The sequence below is a fragment of the Streptomyces sp. NPDC054813 genome, assembly GCF_053611365.1.
In genome coordinates this window covers 61,450-84,724 of sequence record NZ_JBSHAF010000019.1, presented here as the reverse complement: position 1 = coordinate 84,724, position 23,275 = coordinate 61,450, and the positions used below count along the sequence as shown (strand labels likewise).

The 23,275-nt window shown below is 69.1% G+C and carries 20 protein-coding genes, 1 other RNA gene and 1 pseudogene; 6 read left to right on the top strand and 16 right to left on the bottom strand.

Translation table 11 applies throughout. The features are described 5' to 3' along the window. Position 1 precedes the first annotated feature (1 nt). The 4 genes from ACWGJB_RS32875 to ACWGJB_RS32860 form a co-directional block, all read right to left on the bottom strand. On the bottom strand, positions 2-604 hold the full coding sequence (locus tag ACWGJB_RS32875; protein WP_453383691.1) for a hypothetical protein: 603 nt from the start codon (positions 602-604) through the stop codon (positions 2-4). A 62-nt stretch (positions 605-666) separates the two neighbouring features. Continuing rightward, positions 667-1,329: a hypothetical protein gene (locus ACWGJB_RS32870; RefSeq protein WP_453383690.1), complete on the bottom strand. Its 663-nt coding sequence runs from the start codon at positions 1,327-1,329 to the stop codon at positions 667-669. Between the two features lie 254 nt (positions 1,330-1,583). Next, on the bottom strand, positions 1,584-2,618 hold the full coding sequence (locus ACWGJB_RS32865) for a hypothetical protein (RefSeq protein ID WP_453383689.1): 1,035 nt from the start codon (positions 2,616-2,618) through the stop codon (positions 1,584-1,586). Further along, positions 2,606-3,271, bottom strand: coding sequence for a hypothetical protein (locus ACWGJB_RS32860; RefSeq protein ID WP_453383688.1), 666 nt, complete (start codon positions 3,269-3,271; stop codon positions 2,606-2,608). Before ACWGJB_RS32860 ends, ACWGJB_RS32865 begins: the two co-directional genes overlap by 13 nt. A gap of 375 nt (positions 3,272-3,646) precedes the next feature. Here ACWGJB_RS32860 and ACWGJB_RS32855 point away from each other — a divergent pair, with 375 nt between their 5' ends. The 3 genes from ACWGJB_RS32855 (at position 3,647) to ACWGJB_RS32845 (ending at position 9,088) form a co-directional block, all read left to right on the top strand. Then, positions 3,647-8,266, top strand: a complete 4,620-nt coding sequence (locus tag ACWGJB_RS32855; protein ID WP_453383687.1) for an RHS repeat-associated core domain-containing protein — start codon at positions 3,647-3,649, stop codon at positions 8,264-8,266. Continuing rightward, positions 8,263-8,595: a hypothetical protein gene (locus ACWGJB_RS32850; protein ID WP_453383686.1), complete on the top strand. Its 333-nt coding sequence runs from the start codon at positions 8,263-8,265 to the stop codon at positions 8,593-8,595. Before ACWGJB_RS32855 ends, ACWGJB_RS32850 begins: the two co-directional genes overlap by 4 nt. A 106-nt stretch (positions 8,596-8,701) precedes the next feature. Next, a complete protein-coding gene (locus ACWGJB_RS32845; RefSeq protein WP_453383685.1) occupies positions 8,702-9,088 on the top strand; it encodes a hypothetical protein in 387 nt (128 codons plus the stop codon). A 327-nt stretch (positions 9,089-9,415) separates the two neighbouring features. On the opposite strand, the gene ACWGJB_RS32840 is transcribed toward ACWGJB_RS32845, so the two are convergent. The 4 genes from ACWGJB_RS32840 to ACWGJB_RS32825 form a co-directional block, all read right to left on the bottom strand. Continuing rightward, complete coding sequence (locus tag ACWGJB_RS32840) at positions 9,416-10,612, bottom strand: acyltransferase family protein (protein WP_453383684.1); 1,197 nt, start codon at positions 10,610-10,612, stop codon at positions 9,416-9,418. Beyond that, the gene (locus tag ACWGJB_RS32835; RefSeq protein ID WP_453383797.1) at positions 10,609-12,720 is read right to left on the bottom strand and encodes a glycosyltransferase; all 2,112 of its coding nucleotides are present in this window, start codon (positions 12,718-12,720) and stop codon (positions 10,609-10,611) included. Before ACWGJB_RS32835 ends, ACWGJB_RS32840 begins: the two co-directional genes overlap by 4 nt. 131 nt (positions 12,721-12,851) lie before the next feature. Next, positions 12,852-13,676, bottom strand: a complete 825-nt coding sequence (locus tag ACWGJB_RS32830) for a hypothetical protein (protein ID WP_453383683.1) — start codon at positions 13,674-13,676, stop codon at positions 12,852-12,854. A gap of 345 nt (positions 13,677-14,021) precedes the next feature. Beyond that, a complete protein-coding gene (locus ACWGJB_RS32825; RefSeq protein WP_453383682.1) occupies positions 14,022-14,993 on the bottom strand; it encodes a LysR family transcriptional regulator in 972 nt (323 codons plus the stop codon). A gap of 84 nt (positions 14,994-15,077) precedes the next feature. On the opposite strand from ACWGJB_RS32825, the gene ACWGJB_RS32820 reads away from it, so the two are divergent. Both ACWGJB_RS32820 and ACWGJB_RS32815 read left to right on the top strand, forming a co-directional pair. Beyond that, positions 15,078-16,547 (top strand): MFS transporter, encoded by a 1,470-nt coding sequence (locus tag ACWGJB_RS32820; RefSeq protein WP_453383681.1) that lies wholly within the window; start codon positions 15,078-15,080, stop codon positions 16,545-16,547. Next, positions 16,475-16,744, top strand: a pseudogene (locus tag ACWGJB_RS32815) (ABC transporter permease subunit); the annotation flags it as partial. The gene ACWGJB_RS32820 and the pseudogene ACWGJB_RS32815, both read left to right, overlap by 73 nt. Here the strand turns inward: ACWGJB_RS32815 and ACWGJB_RS32810 are convergent. The 8 genes from ACWGJB_RS32810 to ftsE form a co-directional block, all read right to left on the bottom strand. Next, complete coding sequence (locus tag ACWGJB_RS32810; RefSeq protein ID WP_453383680.1) at positions 16,737-16,961, bottom strand: hypothetical protein; 225 nt, start codon at positions 16,959-16,961, stop codon at positions 16,737-16,739. The pseudogene ACWGJB_RS32815 and the gene ACWGJB_RS32810 sit on opposite strands and share 8 nt — an antisense overlap. Positions 16,962-16,983: 22 nt before the next feature. Continuing rightward, positions 16,984-17,463 (bottom strand): hypothetical protein, encoded by a 480-nt coding sequence (locus ACWGJB_RS32805; protein WP_453383679.1) that lies wholly within the window; start codon positions 17,461-17,463, stop codon positions 16,984-16,986. Positions 17,464-17,584: 121 nt separating this feature from the next. Further along, positions 17,585-18,328: a hypothetical protein gene (locus tag ACWGJB_RS32800; protein WP_453383678.1), complete on the bottom strand. Its 744-nt coding sequence runs from the start codon at positions 18,326-18,328 to the stop codon at positions 17,585-17,587. Positions 18,329-18,501: 173 nt separating this feature from the next. Beyond that, positions 18,502-18,889: a transfer-messenger RNA gene (ssrA, locus tag ACWGJB_RS32795) on the bottom strand. Positions 18,890-18,990: 101 nt separating this feature from the next. Beyond that, positions 18,991-19,533, bottom strand: coding sequence for an SsrA-binding protein SmpB (smpB, locus tag ACWGJB_RS32790; RefSeq protein WP_453383796.1), 543 nt, complete (start codon positions 19,531-19,533; stop codon positions 18,991-18,993). Positions 19,534-19,626: 93 nt separating this feature from the next. Beyond that, complete coding sequence (locus tag ACWGJB_RS32785) at positions 19,627-20,796, bottom strand: S41 family peptidase (protein ID WP_453383677.1); 1,170 nt, start codon at positions 20,794-20,796, stop codon at positions 19,627-19,629. 245 nt (positions 20,797-21,041) lie between these two features. Beyond that, on the bottom strand, positions 21,042-21,959 hold the full coding sequence (gene ftsX / locus ACWGJB_RS32780) for a permease-like cell division protein FtsX (RefSeq protein ID WP_453383676.1): 918 nt from the start codon (positions 21,957-21,959) through the stop codon (positions 21,042-21,044). A gap of 62 nt (positions 21,960-22,021) precedes the next feature. Continuing rightward, positions 22,022-22,711, bottom strand: coding sequence for a cell division ATP-binding protein FtsE (gene ftsE / locus ACWGJB_RS32775; protein ID WP_360489516.1), 690 nt, complete (start codon positions 22,709-22,711; stop codon positions 22,022-22,024). A 247-nt stretch (positions 22,712-22,958) separates the two neighbouring features. On the opposite strand from ftsE, the gene ACWGJB_RS32770 reads away from it, so the two are divergent. Continuing rightward, a complete protein-coding gene (locus ACWGJB_RS32770; RefSeq protein ID WP_351701422.1) occupies positions 22,959-23,150 on the top strand; it encodes a hypothetical protein in 192 nt (63 codons plus the stop codon). The last annotated feature ends 125 nt before the right edge of the window (positions 23,151-23,275 follow it).

The window sequence follows — 23,275 nt, the reverse complement described above, 5'->3', positions numbered from 1 at the left end:
TTCACTGGCATCGGCGTACGACTGCTCGGACGGGGCCATGGTCGACGCCTTGGCGATGATGACCGTTGATCTCTTTGGTCTTCTTGTCCCTGCTGAAACCCTCGCTCTCATCACCACAGAACGTGAGGATCGCTGACGTCTTGCTCGTGAGTGTCACCTTGCGGTCGTAGTACCGGGCAACGCCGGTGATCGTGGCGTTGGCCTTCTTGAACTGAGCGACCCAGGACAGCGTGGCCTCAAGGGCCTTACCCGTGTTGTAGTAGGCGAGTCCCTCGCCCTTGGGGTCTGTCCCGGTGATAGCGGCGTCCTCCGCCCGCGCCCTTTCCTCGCCGTCCGCGAGCACCGCGCCCTTCAGGGGATCACCCGTCCGAGAACCCTCGAAGGTCAGGGTGAGATCAGCGGGCAGTTCGATCCTCGGACGTCCGGTCGTGATCTCGGACGCCGAAACGCTGGGTGAGACCGAAGCCCCGGTCTTTGTGGCCGACGGCGAGGCCTTGTCCGCGGCTTCCGCTCCGCCGCCGCCCTTCCCGCCGCACCCGGCGAGTAAGAGTACGGCTGTCAGGCCGACTGCGGCTGTCGTGGACAGACGGGAACGACTGTCCACGAGGGGCTCCTGGTCGGGGGGCTGAGATGTGTCATGAGGATCGCGTGCGCTCGGCTCATCGGCTATCCGGTGCAGGCCTTGTCACCGCGGTGGGAAGTCAGGGCCGCGGTCTGCCACACGCCCGAACCGTTCTTCACCAGACGCGTGTTGTACAGCACGAACGGACTCTGGTCCGACGGTGTCCGGTCTACCTTTCCGGTCTTACGGTTCTTGTTGAAGCCCTTGCTCTCGTCCGAGCAGTAGAGGGCCGTCGCCTTGGTCTCTCCGGACGACAGGGTGACCTTGGGCGCGTAGTAGCGGGTGGTGCCGGTGAAGGAGAGGTCGGCGTCCAGGTACGCCTGGATCCAGGAGACGGCGCCGCTCAACGCCTTGTCCCGGTAGTAGAAGGACAGGCCCGGCGCGCTCGTGTCGCCGCGCAGGATGGCGTCGTTCGTCGCATCGATGCGCGCGGCGGTGTCGGTGAGGACGGCGTCTTTCACGGCATCGCCTGTCTTCCAGCCGACGTACTTGTCCGTCACGTCCGACGGAAGCGTGATCTGGGGACGGCCAGCCGAAGCGGACGCCGACGCGCTCGCTGAAACGGACGCCGGTGCACCCGCGTCCTCGCCCTTGGCGTTCGACTTGGAGCCGTTACTCTCTTCGTCGCCTGAGCCGCAGCCGGCCAGCAGCATTGCGGCCGTCACCCCGGCGGCAGTTGTCGTGAGCAGGCGGGAACGGCGGGTCACGAGGAGCTCCTGGTGGGGCGGATGAGGTCAAAGAAAACAGCGGACACGGTAGCGGGGCAGGGTTGGCTACCGCAAAGGGTTACCGGCCGGGCAACGGGCGGCCTGTCCGTTCCGGAACAGGCCGCTTTCGCCCGGGACACGGCAGTTGAGGCGGCGAATGCGACACCGGGACCAACCCGGGCCACACCCGCCTGAAGCACACCAGAGCAAATCGGCACATCACTCAGGCACGACGACGCCCGACGTCACGTCCCTCAACGGTTGACGGACTGGATCTCCTGCACGACGACATCCTGAGACCGGCCGAAGGTGCCGTCGGGCAGTTTGTCGCCATTGCCGTCGCTGCCGGTCCAGGTGATCTGCCAGGTGACCGTGGCCTTCAGCTGGTACGAGCCGTCGCCGGACGAGTGGAGGTACTTCACTCCACAGGGTGGCGTCCTGTCGGCGTCACCCGCGCTGTACTTCTCCCCCACCGTGCCGTTGTTGATCTCGCAGGCACCCGACGCCGGGTAGGTGACCGCGTCGGACGTACCCGGGTCGATCTCGAGGGCGACGGGTTTGGCGGTCGTCGTCGCCCACATGCCCAGGGCGTCGATGCGCGCGGTTACCGACACCGGCCTGAACGTCGCCCCGTCCAACCACGCCCACGTGGGGAGGTTGACCTTTGTCGTGTTCGCGGGCGCCAGACTCACGTCCTTGGAGGGCACGCGGATTTCGTTGTACGCCAGTTTGGCAAGAATCTCAGGCGTGACGGTGTTCGCGATGTTGGCCGGCGGGTCGTCGCCGGTAGCCACCCAGAAGTAGGGCTCATTGCATTTGTCCCAGCCTGGCGGGAAGGACTTGTTGACGTACGAGTCCCACCAGTAGCCCTTGCCGGTCTCGTCCTTGTTGAAGTCCTTGTAGGGGTGGCCGTTGACATACCGGTCGCGCTGAGTCGCATCCCACGCGTCACCGGTCGAACCGGCCTCCCAGATCGGCTCCAGGTACGCCTGCAAATCCGCCGGGGAGTACTTCGGGGCGTACCAGCACGCCGGCGGGGTCCAGGACGTGATGGGAGCGACAGGGCCGGCGGAATCACCCAAGCCGTTCTTGGAAAGGTCATACCGGATCACACCGACGGTCGAGGAAAGCTTGCCGTCCGGGGACGAGTTCCCGTGCTCCTGCGTCTCGCTGGTCGTCGTCCCGTCATCCCCTCGCCCACCCGCATAAGCGGTCTGCGAGACGAAAACCGACACCCATGCGAGCGAAATGATCGCTGCGCCTCTCGCCAACTTCCTTACGGCTGGCACGCCTTGTCCCCCCGATTCGACACGATGTCAGTAGTCTGCCAAACACCCTTGGCATTCTTCGTGAGCTTGGTGTGGTACAGCACGTAACTGTCCGCAGTCGTTGGCGTGTTCTTGACCTTGCCGGTCTTCCTGTTCTTCAGAAACGACTTGCTCTCGTCAGAACAGTAGGTGACGTACGCGTTCTTGACCCCGGACAGCGTCACGCTGCGGTCGAAGTACCGGGTCTTGCCGATCCACGTGTCACCCTTGTCGATATACCCCTGTACGAACGTGATCGCCGCGCCCAGGGCCTTGTCCGCGTTGTAGAAACCGAGGGCCTTCGTGCTCGTGCTTCCCTCGAAGATAGCCTCATCCATGGAGTTCACGCTCAGGGCACTGTCCGCGAGGATCGCGTCCTTGGTGGCATCGCCGGACTTCTGGTCTTCGAAAACATTTGAGGCATAAGACGGGAACGTGATCTTCGGACGCCCCGCAGGCTCGGATGACGAAGCCGAAGCACTCGGCGATGCCGAAGTCGAAGCCCCCGTGTCCGCCCCCGCGATCTTGCCGTTCGAGTCGGACTTGTCTCCGTCGCCTCCGCCGCAGCCGGCGAGCAGGAGCGCGGCCGTCACACCGGCGGTGGCTGTCGTGAGCAGGCGAGAACGGCGGGTCACGGTGGGCTCCTGGTGGGGCGGTTGGGGTCTGCGAAGCAGCGAATACGGTATCGGGGTCCATCCGGAACGCACCAGAGCGATTTGCTGCGCCCGGACCACACGAAACGTGCACGGCAGATCATAGTCAGACAACTCGGCGCCCCCGTCACAAGTTTGGTGCCATCCCGTGACATCGCGGCGCCTCTCAGTTGGCCCACGCAAAGGACGCCCAAGCCCAGACAAACCCTTCCTCGGCACAGCAATAGGCACCTTAAAGGCAATGACGGCTCCAGCCGGCCGATCACGGACCGCCCTTCGCCTCAAACCGGCAACGCCTGTAACTTCACGTGTGCACAGGTTTGTTGATGAGGCGTACGCGACGGGGGTTGCGGGGTTATGGCGGGGTATCGGCCGGCGGACTGGCATCCACTCGACCTCGACAAGGACCCGACCCCGGGTGACCCGCAACGCGTCCGCACCCTCGCCGCCCAGCTGCACGATTTCGCCGACGACGTCTCCGGCGCCCTGCGCCTGGTCAAGGGCATGGCCGGCGAGGACACCCTTCTCCAGTGGGCGGGCAAGTCGGCGGAGGTGTTCAAGGAGCAGTTCAAGGACGTTCCGAAGAACCTGAAGAAGCTGAAGAAGTCGTACGAGATGTGCGGCGACGCGCTCGCGGACTACTGGCCGAAGCTGGAGCGGGCGCAGGCCCTGGCTGACAAGGCGCTCGCCAAGGCGAAGGAAGCGCAGTCCGACCTGAGCTCGGCCAAGTCCCGGCTGTCGTCTGCCGATTCGTGGGTGACCCGGGCCGGCAAGGAAGCGGACAAGTACAAGGACGATCCCACCGGCAGCAAGTCCAACGGTGACAAGCCGGACGAGGCGAAGGTGCGGGCCGCCACCCGGGACGTGCAGAGCGCCAAGTCCGCGCACACCAAGGCGCAGTCGGACGTCACCAGCGCGCAGAACGCCCTCGACGCGGCGAAGAAGATGGCCGAGGACGCCCGGAAGATGCGGGACGACGCGGCGGGTGAGGCGAAGCGGAAGATCGACGAGGCCTCCGACGCGGGGATCCCGAACCGGCACTGGTGGCAGGACGTCGGCCACTGGTTCGAGGACAACTGGGACACCATCGTCACCGTCTGCAAGGTCGTCGTCGCGGTCGTCGGGATCATCGCGATGATCATCGGCGGGCCCATCCTCGGCGCGATCGTCCTCGTCGCCGCCCTCGTCGTCCTCGCCGACACGCTCTACAAATACTCCAAAGGCCAAGCCTCGCTATGGGATGTCGCGTTCGCCGCCCTGGACTGCATACCCGGCGGCAAGGGCATCACCAGCCTCGGCAAACTCGCCAAGGGATTGAAGACCTTGGGCAAGGGCGGTCTGAAAGGCATGGCTCTGGCCCTGAAGGGGATGGGGCCAAGGCTCAAGGGTCTGGGCCGGGAGATGAAGAGTCTCTTCACCTGCGGCGACCCCATCGACATGGCCACCGGGCAGATGGTCATGTCGATCGCGGACCTGTCCCTGCCCGGTGTCCTGCCGGTCGTCGTCGAGCGTAGCCACCGCACCGGAGTTCAGGCCGGCGGCTGGTTCGGACCGAATTGGACCTCGACGCTTGATCAACGACTGATCTTCGACGATGACGGCATCCGGTTCGTCGCGTCCGACGGCACTGTCCTGTACTACGCGATCCCGGAGCCGGGCGAAACGACGGGTCCGGTACTCGGCCCCCACTGGCCGCTCACGCAGGGCGGTTTGCCCGACGCGGGCTTCGCACTGCGGCAGCCGGAGACGGACACGACGCTGCGGTTCCGCCGCGTACCGGGCAGCCCGGCGAATGAACTCCCCCTGGTCGGTGTGCAGGACCGCCACGGCAACACACTCACCCTGCACCACGCCGAGGACGGCTCCCCGGCGGAACTGATCCATCACGGGGGGTACCGCGTCAGCATCAGCACGGCGGGCGGCCGGGTGACGGCCCTGGCTCTCCTCAGCGCGCCCGGCGAGCCCACACTCCTGAGATACGGATACGACGCGGACGGCCGTCTCACGGACGTCGTCGACTCCTCTTCCGTACCTCAGCGCTACAGCTACGACGAGCGGCTGCGCGTCACGGGCTGGCAGAGCAGAACAGGCGACTGGTACCGCTACGCATACGACGACGAAGACCGCTGCGTCCGCACGGGCGGTGACGACGGCGTACTCGCCTACCACTACAACTACGACACCGACACCCGCACCACGATGGCCACGGACTCCCTGGGCCACTCGATCACCTACGTGTTCGACGAGAACCACCGTCCCCTGCGCGAGACCGACCCGTTGGGGCACAGCACCCTGCGCGACTGGGACGATCTCGGTCGGCTCGTGGCACAGACCGATCCGCTCGGTCACACCACGCGCCACGGTTACGACGCTGCTGGAAACCTGACTCGGACCGTGCGCCCGGACGGCGCCGTGGTGTCGTTGGAGTACGACGACTTCGGCCACGTCACCAAGGTGACGCAGCCCGACGGCAGCGTGTGGGAGTCGGTCTACGACGAGTGGGGCAACCGGGTGGCGGTCATCGACCCCCTGGGCGCCACGACGGCCTTCACCTTCGACGAACGAGGCGGCCTCACCGGCATCGTCGACGCACTCGGCGAGCGCCAGCAGACGCTCGTCAACGATGCCGCGGGCCTGGTCGTCGGCGTCACCGACGTCCTGGGGGCGACCGAGAGACTCTCTCGGGACGCCTTCGGCCGTATCACCGAACTCACTGACGGCTTCGGCGCGGTCACGCGAGTGGGCTGGACCCTGGAAGGGCAGCTCGCGTGGCGCCACCTCCCCAATGGGAGCACCGAGCAGTGGACGTACGACGCCGAGGGCAACCCCCTGGAATACCGCTCCTCGAACGGCAGGCACACCAGGTACGAGAACACCCACTTCGATCTCTGCACCTTGCGGGAGGACGAGGACGGGAGCGTCGAACGCTTCGTGTACGACAGCGAGCTCAGACTCCGCAGCGTGACCAACGGCGCGGGGATGAGCTGGAGTTACGAGTACGACGGGGTCGGCCGGCTGGTCGCCGAGACGGACTTCAACGGTCGTGCCCTCAGCTACGGCTACGACGCGGCGGGGCGGCTCGTCCAACGGACCAACGGGGCGGGTGAGATCACGCGTCTGCGCCACGACGTCCTCGGAAACGTCGTCGCCATGGATGCCGACGGCGCCACCACCACGTACGAGTACGACCTGCGCGGCAGACTCGTCGGGGCCAGGAACACCGAGGTCGAGCTGCGCCGGGAACTCGACGCGGCGGGCCGTCTGCTCGCCGAGTCGTGGAACGGCCGGGAGGTCCGCTCCGAGTACGACGCCGCGGGCCGCCGGGTACTGCGCAGGACGCCGAGCGGCGCGGTCACCCGATGGGCCTACCAGCTCGGGAGGCGAGAGGTCGTCCAGCGGATCGGGGAACACGATCTCACCTTCCGGTACGACGTCGCGGGGCGTGAGATCGAGCGGGTGATGGGGGAGGCCGCCCGCTTGACACAGGACTGGGACAGCGAGGGGCTGCGTACCACCCAGCGAATACTGACCGCAGCCGGTGACACCCGGCAGCGGATCTTCCAGCACCGTGCCGACGGCGCGCTCACCGAGATCCACGACTCCCGCCATGGCCCGCGGACCTTCACCTTCGACCGCTCCGGAAGGGTGACAGCGGTGCACGCCGGCGTCGGCCGGGAGGAGACCTACCGATACGACGCGGTCGGCAACCTCACCGCCTTCACCACATCGGCAGCCGTCCGGGACGAGGAGACGGGGCCCGGCGATCGCAGCTACTCGGGCACCCTCATCGAGCGTGCCGGCCGAACCCGCTATCACCATGACGATCAGGGCCGGGTCGTCCGCAGGGTCACCGGGCTCATCTCCGGCGGCAGGCGCGAGTGGCACTACGCGTGGAACGCCGAGGACCAGCTCACGGACGTACTGACACCGGACGGCCGTCGCTGGCACTACGTCTACGACCCCGTCGGCAGGCGGGTGGCGAAACAGATGCTCGCCGCCGATGGGACCGTCCTCGACGAGACGCGGTTCTACTGGGACGAGGACGATCTCGCCGAGCAGGCCGTCGGGACCGTCAGTACGGTCTGGGACTGGGCCGGTGGCCCGGCGCCGGTGGGGCAGCGCGTGCGTGAGGCCCGTCCGCTCGGCCCTGGGACGTCCCAGGAGGAGATCGACGAGCGCTTCTACGCCATCGTCACGGATCTTCTGGGCACCCCGACGGAAATGGTGGACACCGAGGGCGGTGTCGTATGGACGCAGTCGTCCACGCTCTGGGGGGTCCCCGTCGTCTCGACGGCAGCCCCGCAGGTCGACTGCCCGCTGCGCTTTCCCGGGCAGTACGTCGACGCGGAGACGGGGCTCCACTACAACCACCACCGCTACTACGAGCCCGGCACCGCCCGTTACCTCAGCCCTGACCCGCTGGGGCGGACCCCGGCCCCAAACCCTCACGCCTATGTGAAGAACCCGCTCCAGTGGAAGGACCCGCTGGGGCTCAAGGCTCCGTGTCTCGTCGATCTCTACCATGGGACGCTCGGCCAGCACGCGGACAGCATCATGGCGAACGGGATCGACATGACGGCCTCGGCCCGCAAGATGGACTTCGGGAGGGGCGGCTTCTACGTCACGAACGATGCCCGGCAGGCCCTGGACTGGGCGAAGAAGCTGGCGAACGACAGGGGCGGGGTGCCGGCCGTCATCCACTTCAAGGTACCCAAGGCTCAGCTGGAGGGGTTGCGGAGCAAGATCTTCAGCGGGCCGGGGGACGACGTGGCCGAGTTCATCCGGCATAACCGCAACGGTGGCGCCATGCACAACTACGAGCTGGTTGAGGGGCCGATGCTGCGTAACCTCAAGGGATTCCTGAGGGAAGGGAAGCCCCCCGTGCTGAACGGGCACCAGATCGCGATCTTCGGTGACAGGGCCGCCGAGCTCTTCACTGGCTCCGTTTTCCGACGAGTAGGACCTCCGACACCATGACAACGGAATTCTTGATGGATCTCGACGAGGGAATGGTCGAGTACTTCCGCGACATCGCGAACGAGATGATCTCGCGGTTCGGTATTTCTCGGGCGGAAGCGGTGGCCAGGATCAACGAGCGGTATCACGACTCGGAGATCTCTGCGTACCCCGATCTCATGTGCCACGAGTTCCCGGAGTACTGGTCGTACGGCCTGTACTACTACCCGAACGAGTCCGGACGCCTGCCGACCGGTGACGAGGACGACGACGAGGGCTTCGACATGTCCGCCCTGCGCGTCCGCCCCGCGCCTCCGACGGACTCGCCCTACTGGACGCTCGGGACCTGACCGCCCTTCCTCAAGGCGCACATGGGAGGCAACTGATCGAGTGGCATGCGGCCCGACGGTCCGGACGACTCGTAACCGACCCCGGACACCCCACAAACAAGGGACCATGGATCTCCGGGCCACCGTCACCGCGTTCCCGCGGGCCACGCCGATCGACGGCCTCGACCGTGCCTGGACGTGGCGGCTGAACCCGGTGCTGAACTTCGCGGGGGCGCTGACCGGCGACGGCACCCGGCTTCTCCAGATGAACCAGGTGCGTCGGCGCGACGATGCGCTGGCGGGTGCGGTCCTGGCCTTCGCCCACGCGCACGAGTCGGAGCTGATCACCGAGGGCCACTTCCTGACCGTCGTCGGCGGCTTCGACGCCAGGTGGCGGCTTCTTGGCCGGAGAGCCATCCCGGCCAGGAAGCTGTGGGCACCCGTGAATACGAAGGCACTCGCATCGTCCCTGCGGGCCGGGTCCGATACGAACACGACGCTCTCGGTCGCATGACCTTGCGTCAGAAGCCCCGGCCATCCCGCAAGCCTGCGACGTGGCAGTACGAGTGGGACCCGGAGGACTGCCTCACTTCAGTGATCACTCAAGGGAGGAGAACTCCTTTTCATCGCTCGTTCCGGGGAGCTGATCGCCGCGACCTTGGTCCAAGAACCGACCCGCCGTCGTCGAACACTTCGTCCTCGAATTCCGTGACTTCGACCCCGAGAAGATCGCCGCCCGCGTCGAACAGTCCGACCTGATCGTCACCACAGGGGACGGCTTCGTGGGGGCCGCGCTCAATCCCGAGGAATGGCATTGAGAGAGCCCTGAGGCCGCCGCTTCTCAGGTCGCCCGTCGGCGAGCCCGCCCCCGTTGCCTCCCGTCCGGCCACACCCGCGCCCGCCTCCCCGCCGCCACGTCCTCCACCCACCCGAAGGCCAGCACCGCCGCCGCGAGCAGTGGCCAGACCACCACGAACGTCCAGAAGCCGTACGTCGAGTCCAGCAGGGACGCCGCCCGGTCGGAGGCCATGAACGGCAGGTTGTAGGCCTCGTCGATGATCGGGAACGTTGCCATGATCAGCATGTTGTGCCATAGGTAGATGGTCACCGCACGGTTGTTGGCGAGGGTGATCGGTCTGTCCCAGCGGCGCAGCCGGCCCGGCAGCTCCCGCCAGGACGGGGAGTACTGCAACAGCAGCACCACGGCCCCGAACGACCAGCACGCCTGTGCCAGGGGAATGTCGTTCAGGTCCCAGCCCTCGGGGCCCGGGTGGCCCGACGCCCACCACAGGCCCACCGCCATCACCAGGCAGGACAGCGAGACCGCCGCGTACCGCGGAACCCGCGCCAGGGCGCCCTCGTGGTGGGCGAAGCCCAGGATCCAGCAGCCGCCGTACACCGCGAAGTCGGTCACCGCGTCGCCCGTTTCGCCGGGGACGGACACCACTCCCGTGCCCAGCACCGCCGTCAGCGCCAGCGGCGCCAGCACCGTCGGCAGCGGCGCCCTGCGGAACGCCCACAGGAGGGGCGGGGACAGGAGCACGAACCAGAGGTAGGCGCGCAGGTACCACAGCGGTCCCGCCGCCTGTTCCGCCCACGTGTCGTCGAGCAGGCCCGAGGCCGAGCCGAGGTGTTCGGGGTACGGCGGGGCGCCGATCGGCAGGAAGTAGTCGATCAGCCTGCCCCAGCCGGCCCAACCGCTCCCCACGTCAGGGTCGTTCAGCGGGTGCCAGCCGGCCGTCAGCATCATGGTCAGCAGGACCGCGCTGAACAGCCAGAGCGGGGGCAGGAGGCGGCGGAGCCTGCTCCGGATCACGTTCGCCGCCGGGCGGTCCAGGCTGCGCGCCATCAGCGAGCCGGCCAGCGCGAACATCACGCCCATGGAGGGGAAGAGGATGGTCAGCCAGGGCCAGCCGAACAGGTGGTAGACCACCACGCGGAGCAGGGCCAGGGAGCGGAGCAGGTCCAGGTAGCGGTCCCGGCCGCCGGTTCCGGACCGCTTCCCCGTTCCGACCGGGGCCGCCTCGGCCTGTGTCATGCCGCCTGCCTCCCCTTCGCCTGGCCGCCGGCTCCGCCGCCCGGCGCCTCCACCACCCCCGTGCGCCGCAGCTTCTGCCAGCGCAGCCGGCCGCCGGTGAGGGCGGTGATCCAGGACTGGAGGAGTACGACGTACATCAGCTGGCGGTAGAGGATCTGCTGGAGGGGGAGCGAGACGAGGTGGGTCATGCGTTCGCGGTCCAGGCGGAAGGCGTAGGCCGCGCAGACCGCCTGCACGGCCAGTACGCCCAGCCAGGCGCCGATCGTCTTCTCCGTCGGGCCGAAGACGATGCCGTAGAGGAGGAACGCGTCGATCAGAGGGGCCAGGAGAGGGGCCACCACCATGAAGAGCGAGACCAGGGGGAGGCCCACTCTGCCGAAGCGGCCCGACGGGCCCCGGTCGAGGAGCGCCCCGCGGTGTTTCCAGATCGCCTGCATGGTGCCGTACGACCAGCGGTAGCGCTGGGACCAGAGCTGGGAGACCGACTCCGGGGCCTCGGTCCAGGCCCGTGCCCGCTCCGCGTACACCACCCGCCAGCCGTCCCGGTGGATGGCCATCGTGATGTCGGTGTCCTCGGCGAGGGTGTCGTCGCTCATGCCGCCGACCCGTTCCAGGGCGGTACGGCGGAACGCGCCCACCGCGCCCGGGATCGTCGGCATGCAGCGCAGTACGTCGTACATCCGGCGGTCCAGGTTGAAGCCCATCACGTACTCGATGTGCTGCCAGGCGCCGATCAGCGAGTCCCGGTTGCCGACCTTCGCGTTGCCTGCGACGGCGCCGACCCGCGGATCGCCGAAGGGCTGGACCAGCTCCCGTACCGTGGCCGGTTCGAAGACCGTGTCGCCGTCCATCATCACGACGATGTCGTGACGGGCGTTGGCCAGGCCCCTGTTGAGGGCGGCGGGCTTGCCCGCGTTCACCTGGCGGATCACCCGGACGTCGGGCAGGTCCAGGTCCGCCACGATCCCCGCCGTGCCGTCCGTCGAACCGTCGTCGACGACGAGGATCTCGATCGGGTGCTCGCTCGCGGTCAGTGAACGGACCGTGTTCTCGATGCACTTGGCCTCGTTGTACGCGGGGACCAGGACGGAGACCGGCTCCGTCACCGGCCGGCCCCAGCTGAAGCCCCTGCGGCGGACCCTGCGGGTGTGCACGAAGGAGAGCCAGAGCATCAGGGCGAACCGGGCCAGCACCGCCACGCCGATCACCGCAAGCCCGGCCACCAGCACGTTCGTGACGCCGTCCGCCGCCTGGACCAGGGAGATCCACGCCCTGCCCTGCCAGAGGTCGGGGCCGGTGACCGGGGTGTGGGCGCTCGGCGCGTTCAGGGCCTCGGTGAGGCTGCCGAAGGTGTAGCCGCGGTGCTGGAGCTGTGGAATGAAGCGGTCCAGGGCCTGGACCGTCTGGTGGCGGTCGCCGCCCGAGTCGTGCATCAGGACGATCGCGCCCTTGCCGTCGTGCGGGGTCGCGTTGCGGACGATGGCGGCGACGCCCGGCTTGCGCCAGTCCTCGCTGTCCGTGTTGTTGACGACCGTGATGTAGCCGCGGCTGCCGATGTACCGCGTCACCGGCCAGGAACGGTTGTCCATGGCGTCGGCGAAGGAGGAGTACGGCGGCCGGAACAGCGACGTCCGGATGCCGGCCGCGCCGGTGATCGCCAGCTGGGTCTGGGACAGCTCCCAGTCGATGCGCTTCTTCGACTGGTACGACAGGTCGGGGTGGCTGAAGGTGTGCACGCCGACCTCGTGGCCCTCGGCCACTATGCGCCGGACCAACTGCGGATAGCGCGAGGTCATGGTGCCGGTGACGAAGAAGACGGCGTGCGCGTGGTGCTTCTTCAGGACGTCCAGGACCTTCGGGGTCCAGGTCGGGTCGGGGCCGTCGTCGAAGGTGAGGACCAGGTGGTGGTCGGGGATGCGCAGTGACGTCGTACGGCCGCCCCGGGTGTCGATGACCGGGCCGCCGTCCAGGATCTTCTCCGGCACCTTGTCGGAGGAGGCCTCGGGGCGGACGCGGTGGTCGGCGAGGATCTCGCTGTGGACGTAGCCGCGCAGCATCAGCATCGCCATCACGGCGCCGAGCACCAGCACGGGCAGCGTCAGGCGCATGGACAGGCGGCGGCGCCGGGAGCCCTCGGTGAGTGGTGCGGGGGCGGTCCCATGACGACGGGTACGGGTGCCGGTCCGGGTACTGCTGGTACGGGTGCCGGTCCGGGTACCGCTGCGGGTGCGGGGCGCCATCACAGGACGGGGGTGGGAGAGGTGCCGGTCCCGGTCCGGGGGGCCGCGCCCTCCGCGACCGGGCCACCGGTCGGCCCGGCCGAATCGCTGGGCGAGGGCGGGGCCGACGACGCGGGCGGGGTCGGGGTTTCCGACGTGAGCACCGAGGCGGACGGCGAGGGCGGCACGGACGACGACCCGGGCTTCGGCGAGGAGCCCGCCGTCCCGGCGGACGACGTCGGCTGCGCGGACGTCGACGCGCTCGGCCCGCCGGCCCCCTTCTTCCCCGCCCCGGGCGCCCGGGAGGAGGCGCGGGCCGACGGGGTCCTGCCGTCGCCGCTCACGGCCGGACCGGCCACCGAGGCGCCGTCCCCCGAGGACCGGGCGCCCGGGGCGGGCTGCGGCGAGTCGTCGACCTTGCCGGCCGGCCGGTCGTGGTTCTGCCCGGGCACCGGCAGCCAGGGCGCGTCGGAACTGCCGGACAGCAGGGTTACGACGATGACGACCGCGTAGACCGCGCAGGCGAGGCCGACGGCCATCCCGATCCGGCGGAACCGGCGGCTGCGGCGCCCCGACTCGTCGACGAAGACCGGCGCGTCGGAGACCTCCGCCGCACCGGTGGGCCGTATCCGTACCGCACCGACGTCGACCGGGCCGGGCGCCCGGTCCGGGCCCTGGACGGAGTCCGGGTCCTCGACGGAGAACGGGTCCTCCGCGAAGAACGGGGCCTCCGCACCGGCCGGGACCGTGCGAGCCACGCCGTCGGGGACCACGCCCCACGGATCCCGCAGCGCACCGACCCGCAGCACCTCGGTCATCCCGGTCGCCTCGGTCGTCCCGCTCATCCCGGGCGCCCCGGGCGCCCCGGGCGCCCTGGGCGCCCCGGTCGCCCCGGTCGTCCCGGTCGCCCCGGAGCCGTCGGCTCCCTGAGCGGCCTCCTCCGGTGTGTCTCCTCCCGCCAGTGGCACGTCCCGGGCATCCAGGGCCACCTGGGGCAATTCCGGTTGGGTTTCTTCTCGCCAATTTTTCACGCGCACGCATCCCCCCACGGGAGTGTTCCGGGCGCGCTGACGAACCCGAGCACACGTCACCGGATCCGGACCCCCACCCGGTTCCGAACGCCCCCTTCTAGCTCTCCGCACTCGGGGCCATGAAGCTAGCGCACGGGGGGAGGCCACGTTCCCGATGTGTCATTTGTGGTCGTCCATCACATCTTGATCACTGGCTGGAATCCATCCATCGGACGGCCACCGAAGCCAGCCCTCCGCCTGCCCGATCTCGGCGGCCGCCCGCCGCAGCGCGTCCACTCCCGGATGGACCAGCCCCTTTCGCCACACGAGCGACACGGGCGACAAGGGGACGGGATCGACCAGGGGCCGCGAGACCGTCCCAGGTATGGCCGGAAATCCCACTACCCCGAGGATCGGATTCCGGTTCTTGGCCATGATGCGCTCGAACTCCTCCTCCCCGACGGCCAGCGGCAGGGGCGGGGCGACCGCGATATCCCGCCCCTCGAAGAGACAGAACGCCAGGTCAGTCCATTCCAGCGTGCGCTCGTTCCCCGCGCCGGCGTACACCGTCTCGCCCGCCAGCGCGGCCAACGGCACCTCCGCCAGGCCCGCCAGCCGGTGATCGGAGGGAATGATTACGGCCATTCGTTCGAGCCGTACGGGCTGTTGTTCGAGCCCGGAGCGCAGTGCCGGATCCAGTCCCGCGAACCGTCCGAAGGACGCGTCGAGCCGCCCGGCGAGGAGTTCGGCCGCCGCTCCGGTCAGCCCGCTCTCGTAGCGGGCCATCAGCTCACCGTCGGGGGCGAGTTCACGGGCGCGGTGCAGCACCCGGCGGCCGGTCTCCAGACCCGGGGAGTTGAGGTCCACCAGCAGCGGCCGGGCCTGCCCGAACGCGGCGAGCAGCGCGTCCTGGGCGGCCAGCACCCGGCGGGCGTACGGCAGCAGCCGGACACCGTCGGCGGTCAGGGCGACCTGCCGGGTGGTCCGGAGGAACAGCTCGGCGCCCAACTCCCGTTCCAGTCGCCGTACATCACGGCTCAGGGCCTGCTGGGCGACGTACAGCCGGGTGGCGGCGCGGGTGAAGTGCAGCTCCTCGGCGACGGTCACGAAGACACGCAGCAACCGGGGATCGATGTGGGCGGGCGCTGACATCACGCGAACTTACAACACGGGTGCGTGAATCGGCACCGAGCAGGTGTTGGACCCCTTGATCGGCCCTGGGCGACGGTGATGGACATGCCGCATCCGACCGAGCCGACTCCCCCGAGGCCCCACCCGCAGGCCCACCCGAAGCCCCGCCCACAGACCCCTCCGAGGCCGCACCCGCAGGACCCTCCGCACGTCCTCTACACCGTCACCGCCGACATCCTCGTCGCGGTCGACTTCAGCCCCCGCACCCGCGACCGCACCGGCGGTCGCTCCGGCTCCCGCACCACCGCCCTCTCCCGCCGTCCCCGCCGCCCACCCGGCCCCTACCGCCGGCTCTTCGCCCTCCCCGGCACCCGTGCCTTCACCGCCGGGAACCTGCTGGCCCGGCTGCCCATGGGCATGTTCAGTGTCAGCGCGGTCGTGATGATCGCCGGTGCCCGTGGCTCGTACGCCCTCGCCGGTGCCGTCACCGCGACCGGCCTCGCGGCGACCGGGGTGGCCGGGCCCTGGGTGGCACGGCTGGTCGACCGGTACGGCCAGGCGCGGGTCGCCGTACCCACCACCGTCACCGCGGTGCTCGGCAGCCTCGCCCTGCTGCTCTGCGTCCGCTTCGGCGCCCCGGACTGGACCCTCTTCGCCGCCTATGCGGCCACCGCCACCACGCCCAACCTCGGCGGCATGTCCCGTGCCCGCTGGGCCCACCTGCTGCGCGCGGACCCGGACGCCCTGCACACCGCGAACTCCTTCGAACAGGCCGCGGACGAGCTCTGTTTCATGCTCGGCCCGGTGCTGGCGTCCTTCCTGACCGGCACCTTCTTCCCGGAGGCCGGCACGCTGGTCGGCGCGGTCCTGCTGCTGTCCGGCATGCTGCTGTTCACCGCCCAGCGGGCCACTGAGCCGCCGCCCCGGCCCACCCGCACCGGAAAGGGCCCCCTGCCCATCCCGTCCCTGCTCGCCTGCTTCGTCGCGACCGGCGCGGTGTTCGGCTCGATGGAGGTGGTCACGATCGCCTACGCCGACGCTCAGGGCCACCGCGCGGCCGCCGGTGCCGTCCTCGCCCTCCAGGCGGCCGGCTCCTGCGCGGCGGGACTGGCGTACGGGGCGATCAGGCCGAGCGGACCGGCCGAACGGCGGCTGCCGGTCTGCCTGTTGTCGATGGCGGCCCTGATGCTCCTCCCCCTCCTCGCGGCCCGCACCGCCGACAGCCTGTGGGCGCTGGCGGCCGCCCTGCTCGTGGCCGGTATGGCGACCGCACCGACCATGGTGACCGCGATGACCCTGGTCCAGGACCGCACTCCCGAGGAGCGTCTCAACGAGGGGATGAGCCTGGTCGTGACCGCCCTGCTGACCGGCATCGCGGCCGGCTCCGCACTCGGCGGCTGGGCGGCGGAACACGTCTCGCCGACGGCCGCCTTCGCCGCCCCGGCCGCGGCGGCCGTCACAGCCCTTCTGGTCAACACGGCCGGCCGAACGGCGAACATGGCGAGATCGTCGAGGCAGCCCGGATCGACGGCGCGAACACGTGGCAGATCCTGGTCCGGATCGTCGTCCCGGTGAGCCGGCCCACCCTGGGCGTCCTGCTGGTCTTCTTCTTCATCTGGACCTGGAACGAGTTCCTGCTCCCGCTGGTCATGCTGATCTCCAACGACAAGCAGACGGTGTCCGTCGCCCTCGGCGTCCTCCCGGCCATCGTCTTCTTCCTCGCCTTCCAGCGCACGCTCACCAGGGGCATCGCCGTGGGCGCCGTCAAGTAGGAGGCACACGGGTGCGGCCTCCGCCAGCCGCTCCCCGCAGCAGGCGGAGTGTGTCCTCCAGGAGGACGGCCGCCGCGGAGCCCGGGGTCTGCCCGATGGAGTCGCTGTCGGCCGCGCTGTGGATCTCCTCCCGGCTTCCGGACCAGTCCTGGTGGGCCGTGCCGGCGAGGTGGGAGAGCCCGAAGTCCACGTAATACGGTTCCTGACGTCCCGTCATGGCCGCCGCCTCCCCTTCCCGGTCAGAGCGCCGGCCCCGCGGTCGGCACGGCCCGGCGCCTGCGTCCGCGCAGCAGGTTCCTGACGGTACGTGTCCGCCAGGCGGTGAAGCCGAGGATGACGACGCCGGTGAGGGTCGGGATCTTCCAACTGCCGGAGCCGTCACGGGTGGCGGTGTGGTCGCCGGGGCCGTCGACGAGGGCGGCCAGGGTCCCGTCGGCGGGGCGGGTGTCGACGACCCCGTCGACGGTGACGCCGCTGACGCTGACGGTGCGGTCGGTGGCCGCGAACGAGCCCTCGCAGGCCCAGCCGTCCTGCCACAGGTCGCTCAGGCCGCCGGTCGCGGGCGTGCAGTCGGTGACGGTGACCGTGCCGGGGACGCCGGTCGCCTCGGCGTAGGCCTGCTGGACACCGTGCACGGTCAGGAACAGCCCGAAGACGAGCCCGACGAGGGCGAGGGATATCTCGCGGGGCAGCGGAGGCAGGAGGCGGAGCAGGAACATGGGCGGACGGGTCCTTCACGGAGTCGGCCAACGAGGGCAGTGGGAACGCCACCGGACCACGGACTCGTACCGGTGCTGGGACAAGGTAAGGCCCGCACCCGGGTGCGTGCCCCCCTATCGCCTACAACTTCCTTTCGCCCTGCCAGGTGAGGGCCGTCATCATGGACAGGCCGCCATGGGCCAGGCCCCGGTAGGTCACCCTCCGAGCGGGGCCGACCTCGTGGGCGACGCGTCCGGCCAGCTCCTTCCCGTCGTGGAACAGCCGCTGCCACGCGTCGTCGTACCTGCCCTCCTCCCGGTCCCGCAGGTCCAGGTTCAGCGTGGTGTCGATGGCCTCCGCCCACGCGTACAGGTCGGCTACGAGTTCTTCGGACAGGTCCAGCCCGGCGGCGGGATCGTCGGGGAAGAAGTCCCCGAATCCCTCGGCGCGCAGCGGGCCGAACCGGAACTCGCCCTCGACCGTGAGGTCGACCGGGTACGCGGGTGCGCCGTGGCTGTCGCGTTCCCAGTGCAGGCGGTCGCAGCTCCAGCACACCCACTTCGACGTCCGGTGGCGCTCGTCCCAGAAGCGCACCGGCCACGACGGCCCGAGCCGCACGGCCAGTCGCCGGGCGTTCACCAGACCCCGCGCGACGTGCCTGCGCAGCTCCGGGCGGGAGGTGAAGCCCTCCGGCGGGCGCGACAGTGACCAGGAGCCCAGCGCGTCCGCCAGCTCTGCCGGAAGGGCCAGCCGGCCGTCGTCCAGCGGGACGTTGCGGGTGAAGGCGGCGGGATCCTCGTGAGTCCCGGAGTCCTGCGGCACGTACAGCGGAGACGGCTCGCCGCGGGCCTGCACGAGCAGGTCCCGCGGTTCGTGGTGGGTCATCCGGGGTTCACTCCGATCACGTGTCCGTCGCCGGCCACGGTCCTGTCGGCGCGGACGGCCTCGGGGACCGGCGCGGCCTCGCGTACTCCACCGGCGGCATGACGAAGGCCCCGCCGCTCGGAAGCGTCGGGGCCTTCGCCCACATGGGATATGGAGGTCCGGGGACCTCCTGATCGTGGAGATGGCGGGAATCGAACCCGCGTCCAACGGTGCAAAAGCAGGGCTTCTCCGTGTGCAGTTCGCTGTGATTTTCTCGGCCCCGGCGATCACGCGAACAAGTCGCCGACGGGCCCAGTCACTGTTTGATTTCCCATCGGACCCCGTGACCGGGCTCGATGGTTTAGTCCCCTAGATTATGCCAGGGTCCGGGTCGGGAACATCCCCGGGCTGACACCCGTTAAGGGCCTTCACTCACTGCTTATTAGGCAGCGAGGGCGAAGGCGCGGGAATCGCTCTTGGAATTGGCGATTATTGGTTGCGACATATGGTTAACGAGATCATTGCCGCTTCCTCGACACGCTTCCCCTGTTTCAACATCCGCTGTCGAAACCGATCATCCCCATGTTGATTTTTCAATGCGCCCACCCGGGCTTCCCCAAGTGTTGGTGCCATCGTACGCGACCAACGCACGCCGATGCCACCGTATTCCCGGCGGCTTCGCCCTACTGGCCGCGCTGCTTCCGCTTCGCCGCCGCGATCGCTCGGTCCGACTCCCGCCGGTCCTGCTGCTCGCGCAGGGTCTGCCGCTTGTCGTACTCCTTCTTGCCGCGGGCGAGCGCGATCTCCGCCTTGGCTCGGCCGTCCTTGAAGTAGATGGCGAGCGGCACGATCGTGTGGCCCGTCTCCTGGGACTTGGCCTCCAGCTTGTCGATCTCCTCCCGGTGCAGCAGCAGCTTGCGCTTGCGGCGCACCGAGTGGTTGGTCCAGGTGCCCTGGCTGTACTCGGGGATGTGGGCGTTGTGCAGCCACGCCTCGTTCCCGTCGATCTGCACGAAGCCGTCGGCCAGCGAGGTGCGGCCCTGACGCAGCGACTTCACCTCGGTGCCGGACAGCACGATGCCGGCCTCGTAGGTGTCGATGATCGCGTAGTCGTGCCGCGCCTTCTTGTTCTGCGCGACGATCTTGCGCTTGCCGCCCTTCTCGCCGTCCCTGGCTTTGGCGGCCGTCCCCTGCTGCTTCTGCTGGGACTCTTTCGGTACGTACATTCCCTTGGCCATAGTGCCCTCCATTTTCGCACTACGGAGGGGGTGCGAGGGAAGCGGATTAGCGGCGGGTCCCACAGGGGCACCCACGGCGGGCTACGACGGGTCGCCCAGGCCGCTGAGGACCGTCTCGGCCCGCTCCAGCGCCCCGGAGCCCACCTCCAGGTCGGGCGTGATGCCCCGGCCGTCGACGGTGTGGCCCGAGGGGGTGCGGTAGTGGCCGACGGTGAGCTCGGCGACGGAGCCGTCGGGGAGCCGGGTGGGCATCTGGATGGAGCCCTTGCCGAAGGTGCGGGAGCCGAGGACGACCGCACGGCCGCGGTCCTGGAGGGCGCCGGTGAGCATCTCGGCCGCGCTCATCGTGCCGCCGTCGACGAGCGCGACCAGGGGTCTGGCGGTGTCGCCGCCGGCGTCGGCGTGCAGGGCGCGCTGGGCGCCGTCGACGTCGTAGGTGGCGACCAGGCCGCCGTCGAGGAAGGCGGAGGCGGCGGTGACGGCCTCGCTGACCAGGCCGCCGGAGTTGCCCCGCAGGTCGAGGACGATCCCGCCGTCGGCGGGGGCCTGCCGTACGGCGTCGCGGACGAGTTCGCCGGAGCCCTTGGTGAAGGCGGAGATCCTGATGACGGTGATACCGGCGGACAGCTTGCGGGCGGTCACCGAGTCGGTGGACAGCAGCGCCCGGCGCAGGGTCTCGGTCCACGCGTGCGTGCCGCGTTCGAGGCCGAGGGTGACGGTCGTACCGGCGCGGGCGTCGGTGGCGTCACCGCGCAGTAACGAGACGACGTCGGTGACGGGCCGCCCGTCGACGTCCGCCCCGTCGACACTGCGCAGCCGGTCGCCCTTCCTGATGCCGGCGGTGGCCGCGGGCGACCCGGCCTGCACCTTGGTCACCTCGATCCGGCCGTCCCGCTCCCGCCGGGCCCACAGCCCGACGCCGGTGTACTGGCCGTCGAGCGCTTCCTCGAACTCCTGGTACTCGCCCTCGGAGTAGACCGCGGCCCACCGGTCCCCGCTGCGGCTCACGGCTCGTTCCGCCGCCTCCATGGGCGACTTGCCGTCGGCCATCGCCTCGGCGGCCGCCCTGGCGACTTCGTCGTGCCCGGCGGCCGCACGAGCGGCTCCGTCCGACGTCTTCCGGTCGGCCTGCCCCGGGTCGGGAAACGCCCCGGTGGCCGCCCCGGTCACCAACAACCCTGCGAACACCAACGTCAGAGCCGCCCCCCGGCGAACCCGGCGGGGCTGACAGAACAGCTCTCGGCCTGACATGCCGGTGAGTCTAGGACAACCCGGAGGGCCGTACGGGAGGTTGTCCGTACGGCCCTCGTGGCATCCGTCACGCGTCGCAGCCCCTTGGGGAACACGGCGTCCACCGGACGATCAAGCATTCACTCGTGAGAGTTGCGGCGACTCAACTGCGCCCAGATGTTCGGAGATCGCCGCAAGATCTCCTGGAGCGCCGCTCCAGGAGGCGGCCCGAGCCTGGACTCCCCTCCCTCCCGGGAGGGGAGCGGTCACACCTTCAGGTACTTGCGCAGGGCGAAGAACGCCGCAAGCGCGGGCATCAGGAGGCTCGTTGCGAGGATGAGCGGGAGCTTGGTCAACACCGCGTCCCAGCCGATGAAGTTGATCAGGTTCAGCTTCTGGGAGAGGGCCAGGCCGTGGTCGATGATGAAGTAGCGGGCGATCACCAGGAATCCACAGGCGACCGTGCCGCCGATCAGGCCGGCGACGGCGGCCTCCGCGATGAACGGGGCCTGGATGTAGAAGCCGGAGGCGCCGACCAGGCGCATGATGCCGGTCTCGCGCCGACGGCTGAACGCGGAGACGCGCACCGTGTTGACGATCAGCATCAGGGCGACCACCAGCATCATCGCCATGACCGCGCGCGCCGCCCAGTTCATACCGTTCAGCAGCCCGAAGAGGTTGTCCAGGATGCCCTTCTGGTCCTGGACGGACTGGACGCCGTCACGGCCGTCGAACGCCGTCGCGACCACCTGGTACTTCTGCGGGTCCTTCAGCTTGATCCGGTACGACTCCTGCATCTGGTCCGGCGTGAGGGAGTCGGCCAGCGGCGAGTCGCCGAACTGCTCCTTGTAGTGCTTGTACGCGTCGTCCTGCGACTCGTAGGTGACCTTCTCGACCACCGACATCTTGCCGAGGTCCGCCTGGATCTGCTTCTTCTGGTCCTCGGTGACCGCGCCCTTGGCACAGTTGGGGTCGGACTCGGCGTCGCTCTTGTTGCAGAGGAAGATCGAGACGTTGACCTTGTCGTACCAGTAGCCCTTCATGGTGGTGACCTGGTCGCTCATGAGGAGCGAGCCACCGAAGAGCGCCAGGGACAGGGCGACCGAGACGACGACCGCGAAGGTCATCGTCAGATTGCGGCGGAGACCGACTCCGATCTCCGACAGTACGAACTGGGCGCGCATGGCGTCGGGTTATGCCTTTCCGTCGTGGAGCGCGTGATGCGTCGGGAACGTGTGCATCGGTGTCAGTGCTGGTAGCCGTAGACGCCGCGGGTCTGGTCGCGGACGAGTCGACCCTTCTCCAGCTCGATGACGCGCTTGCGCATCTGGTCCACGATGTTCTGGTCGTGCGTCGCCATCACCACAGTGGTGCCCGTCCGGTTGATCCGGTCGAGCAGCTTCATGATGCCGACGGAGGTCTGCGGGTCGAGGTTGCCGGTCGGTTCGTCGGCGATCAGCAGCTTGGGCCGGTTGACGAAGGCCCGCGCGATGGCCACGCGCTGCTGCTCACCACCGGAGAGTTCGCCCGGCCTGCGGTCCTCCTTGCCGCCGAGCCCGACGAGGTCGAGCACCTGCGGCACCGACTTGCGGATCTCGCCCTTGGACTTGCCGATGACCTCCTGGGCGAAGGCCACGTTCTCGGCGACCGTCTTGTTGGGCAGCAGGCGGAAGTCCTGGAAGACCGTCCCGAGCTGGCGGCGCATCTGCGGCACCTTCCAGTTGGAGAGACGGGCGAGGTCCTTGCCCAGGACGTGCACCTGGCCGTGACTGCACCGCTCCTCTCGGAGGATCAGCCGCAGGAAGGTGGACTTCCCGGAGCCGGAGGACCCCACGAGGAACACGAACTCGCCCTTCTCCACTTCCAGGGACACATCCCTGAGTGCGGGGTGGGTCTGCTTGGGGTAGACCTTGGAGACATTGTCGAATCGGATCACGGATGCACCACGGGTCGCCGGGGGTAGATGAGCGTGACCATACGCGAGTCGGGTGAGGAAGCGCAGGCGCCGGTCACGGTTGGGTGAGGCTTGTGCGCTTTTGTTCCGGGGCAGTCTTTCCGGAACGCCGGGGCGAGGTCTACGGACGGCCGCGCCCTTTCCGGGGGAACCTGGCACAGTGGAGGGGGAACGTTCTCGTTCCGCTGAGCGTTGTGTAGGTAATGGCCGGTGCAAGGAGGGCGAGCGCATGACGTACGACCGGTTGGTGTGCGCGAACTGCGCGGCGCCCGTGAGCGAAGGCCGGTGCCCCGTGTGCCGCGCCAACCGCGAGCGTCTGCAGCAGGAGAACTTCCTGGGCGGGCTGAACCCGATGGCGCTGATCGGGCTGCTGGCGGTACTGATCGCCGCCGTGGCGCTGCTGGCGCATCAGACCGCGTAGCGAACGTCACAGAGAAACGCACGGCTTAGCGCACGAAAAGCGACCGATTGGGGGGGCGGGGGTGGTGGGGGGGCTCCACGGGGCGCCGGCCGGGGCGGTGAACACCCACCCGGAGAACACCAAAA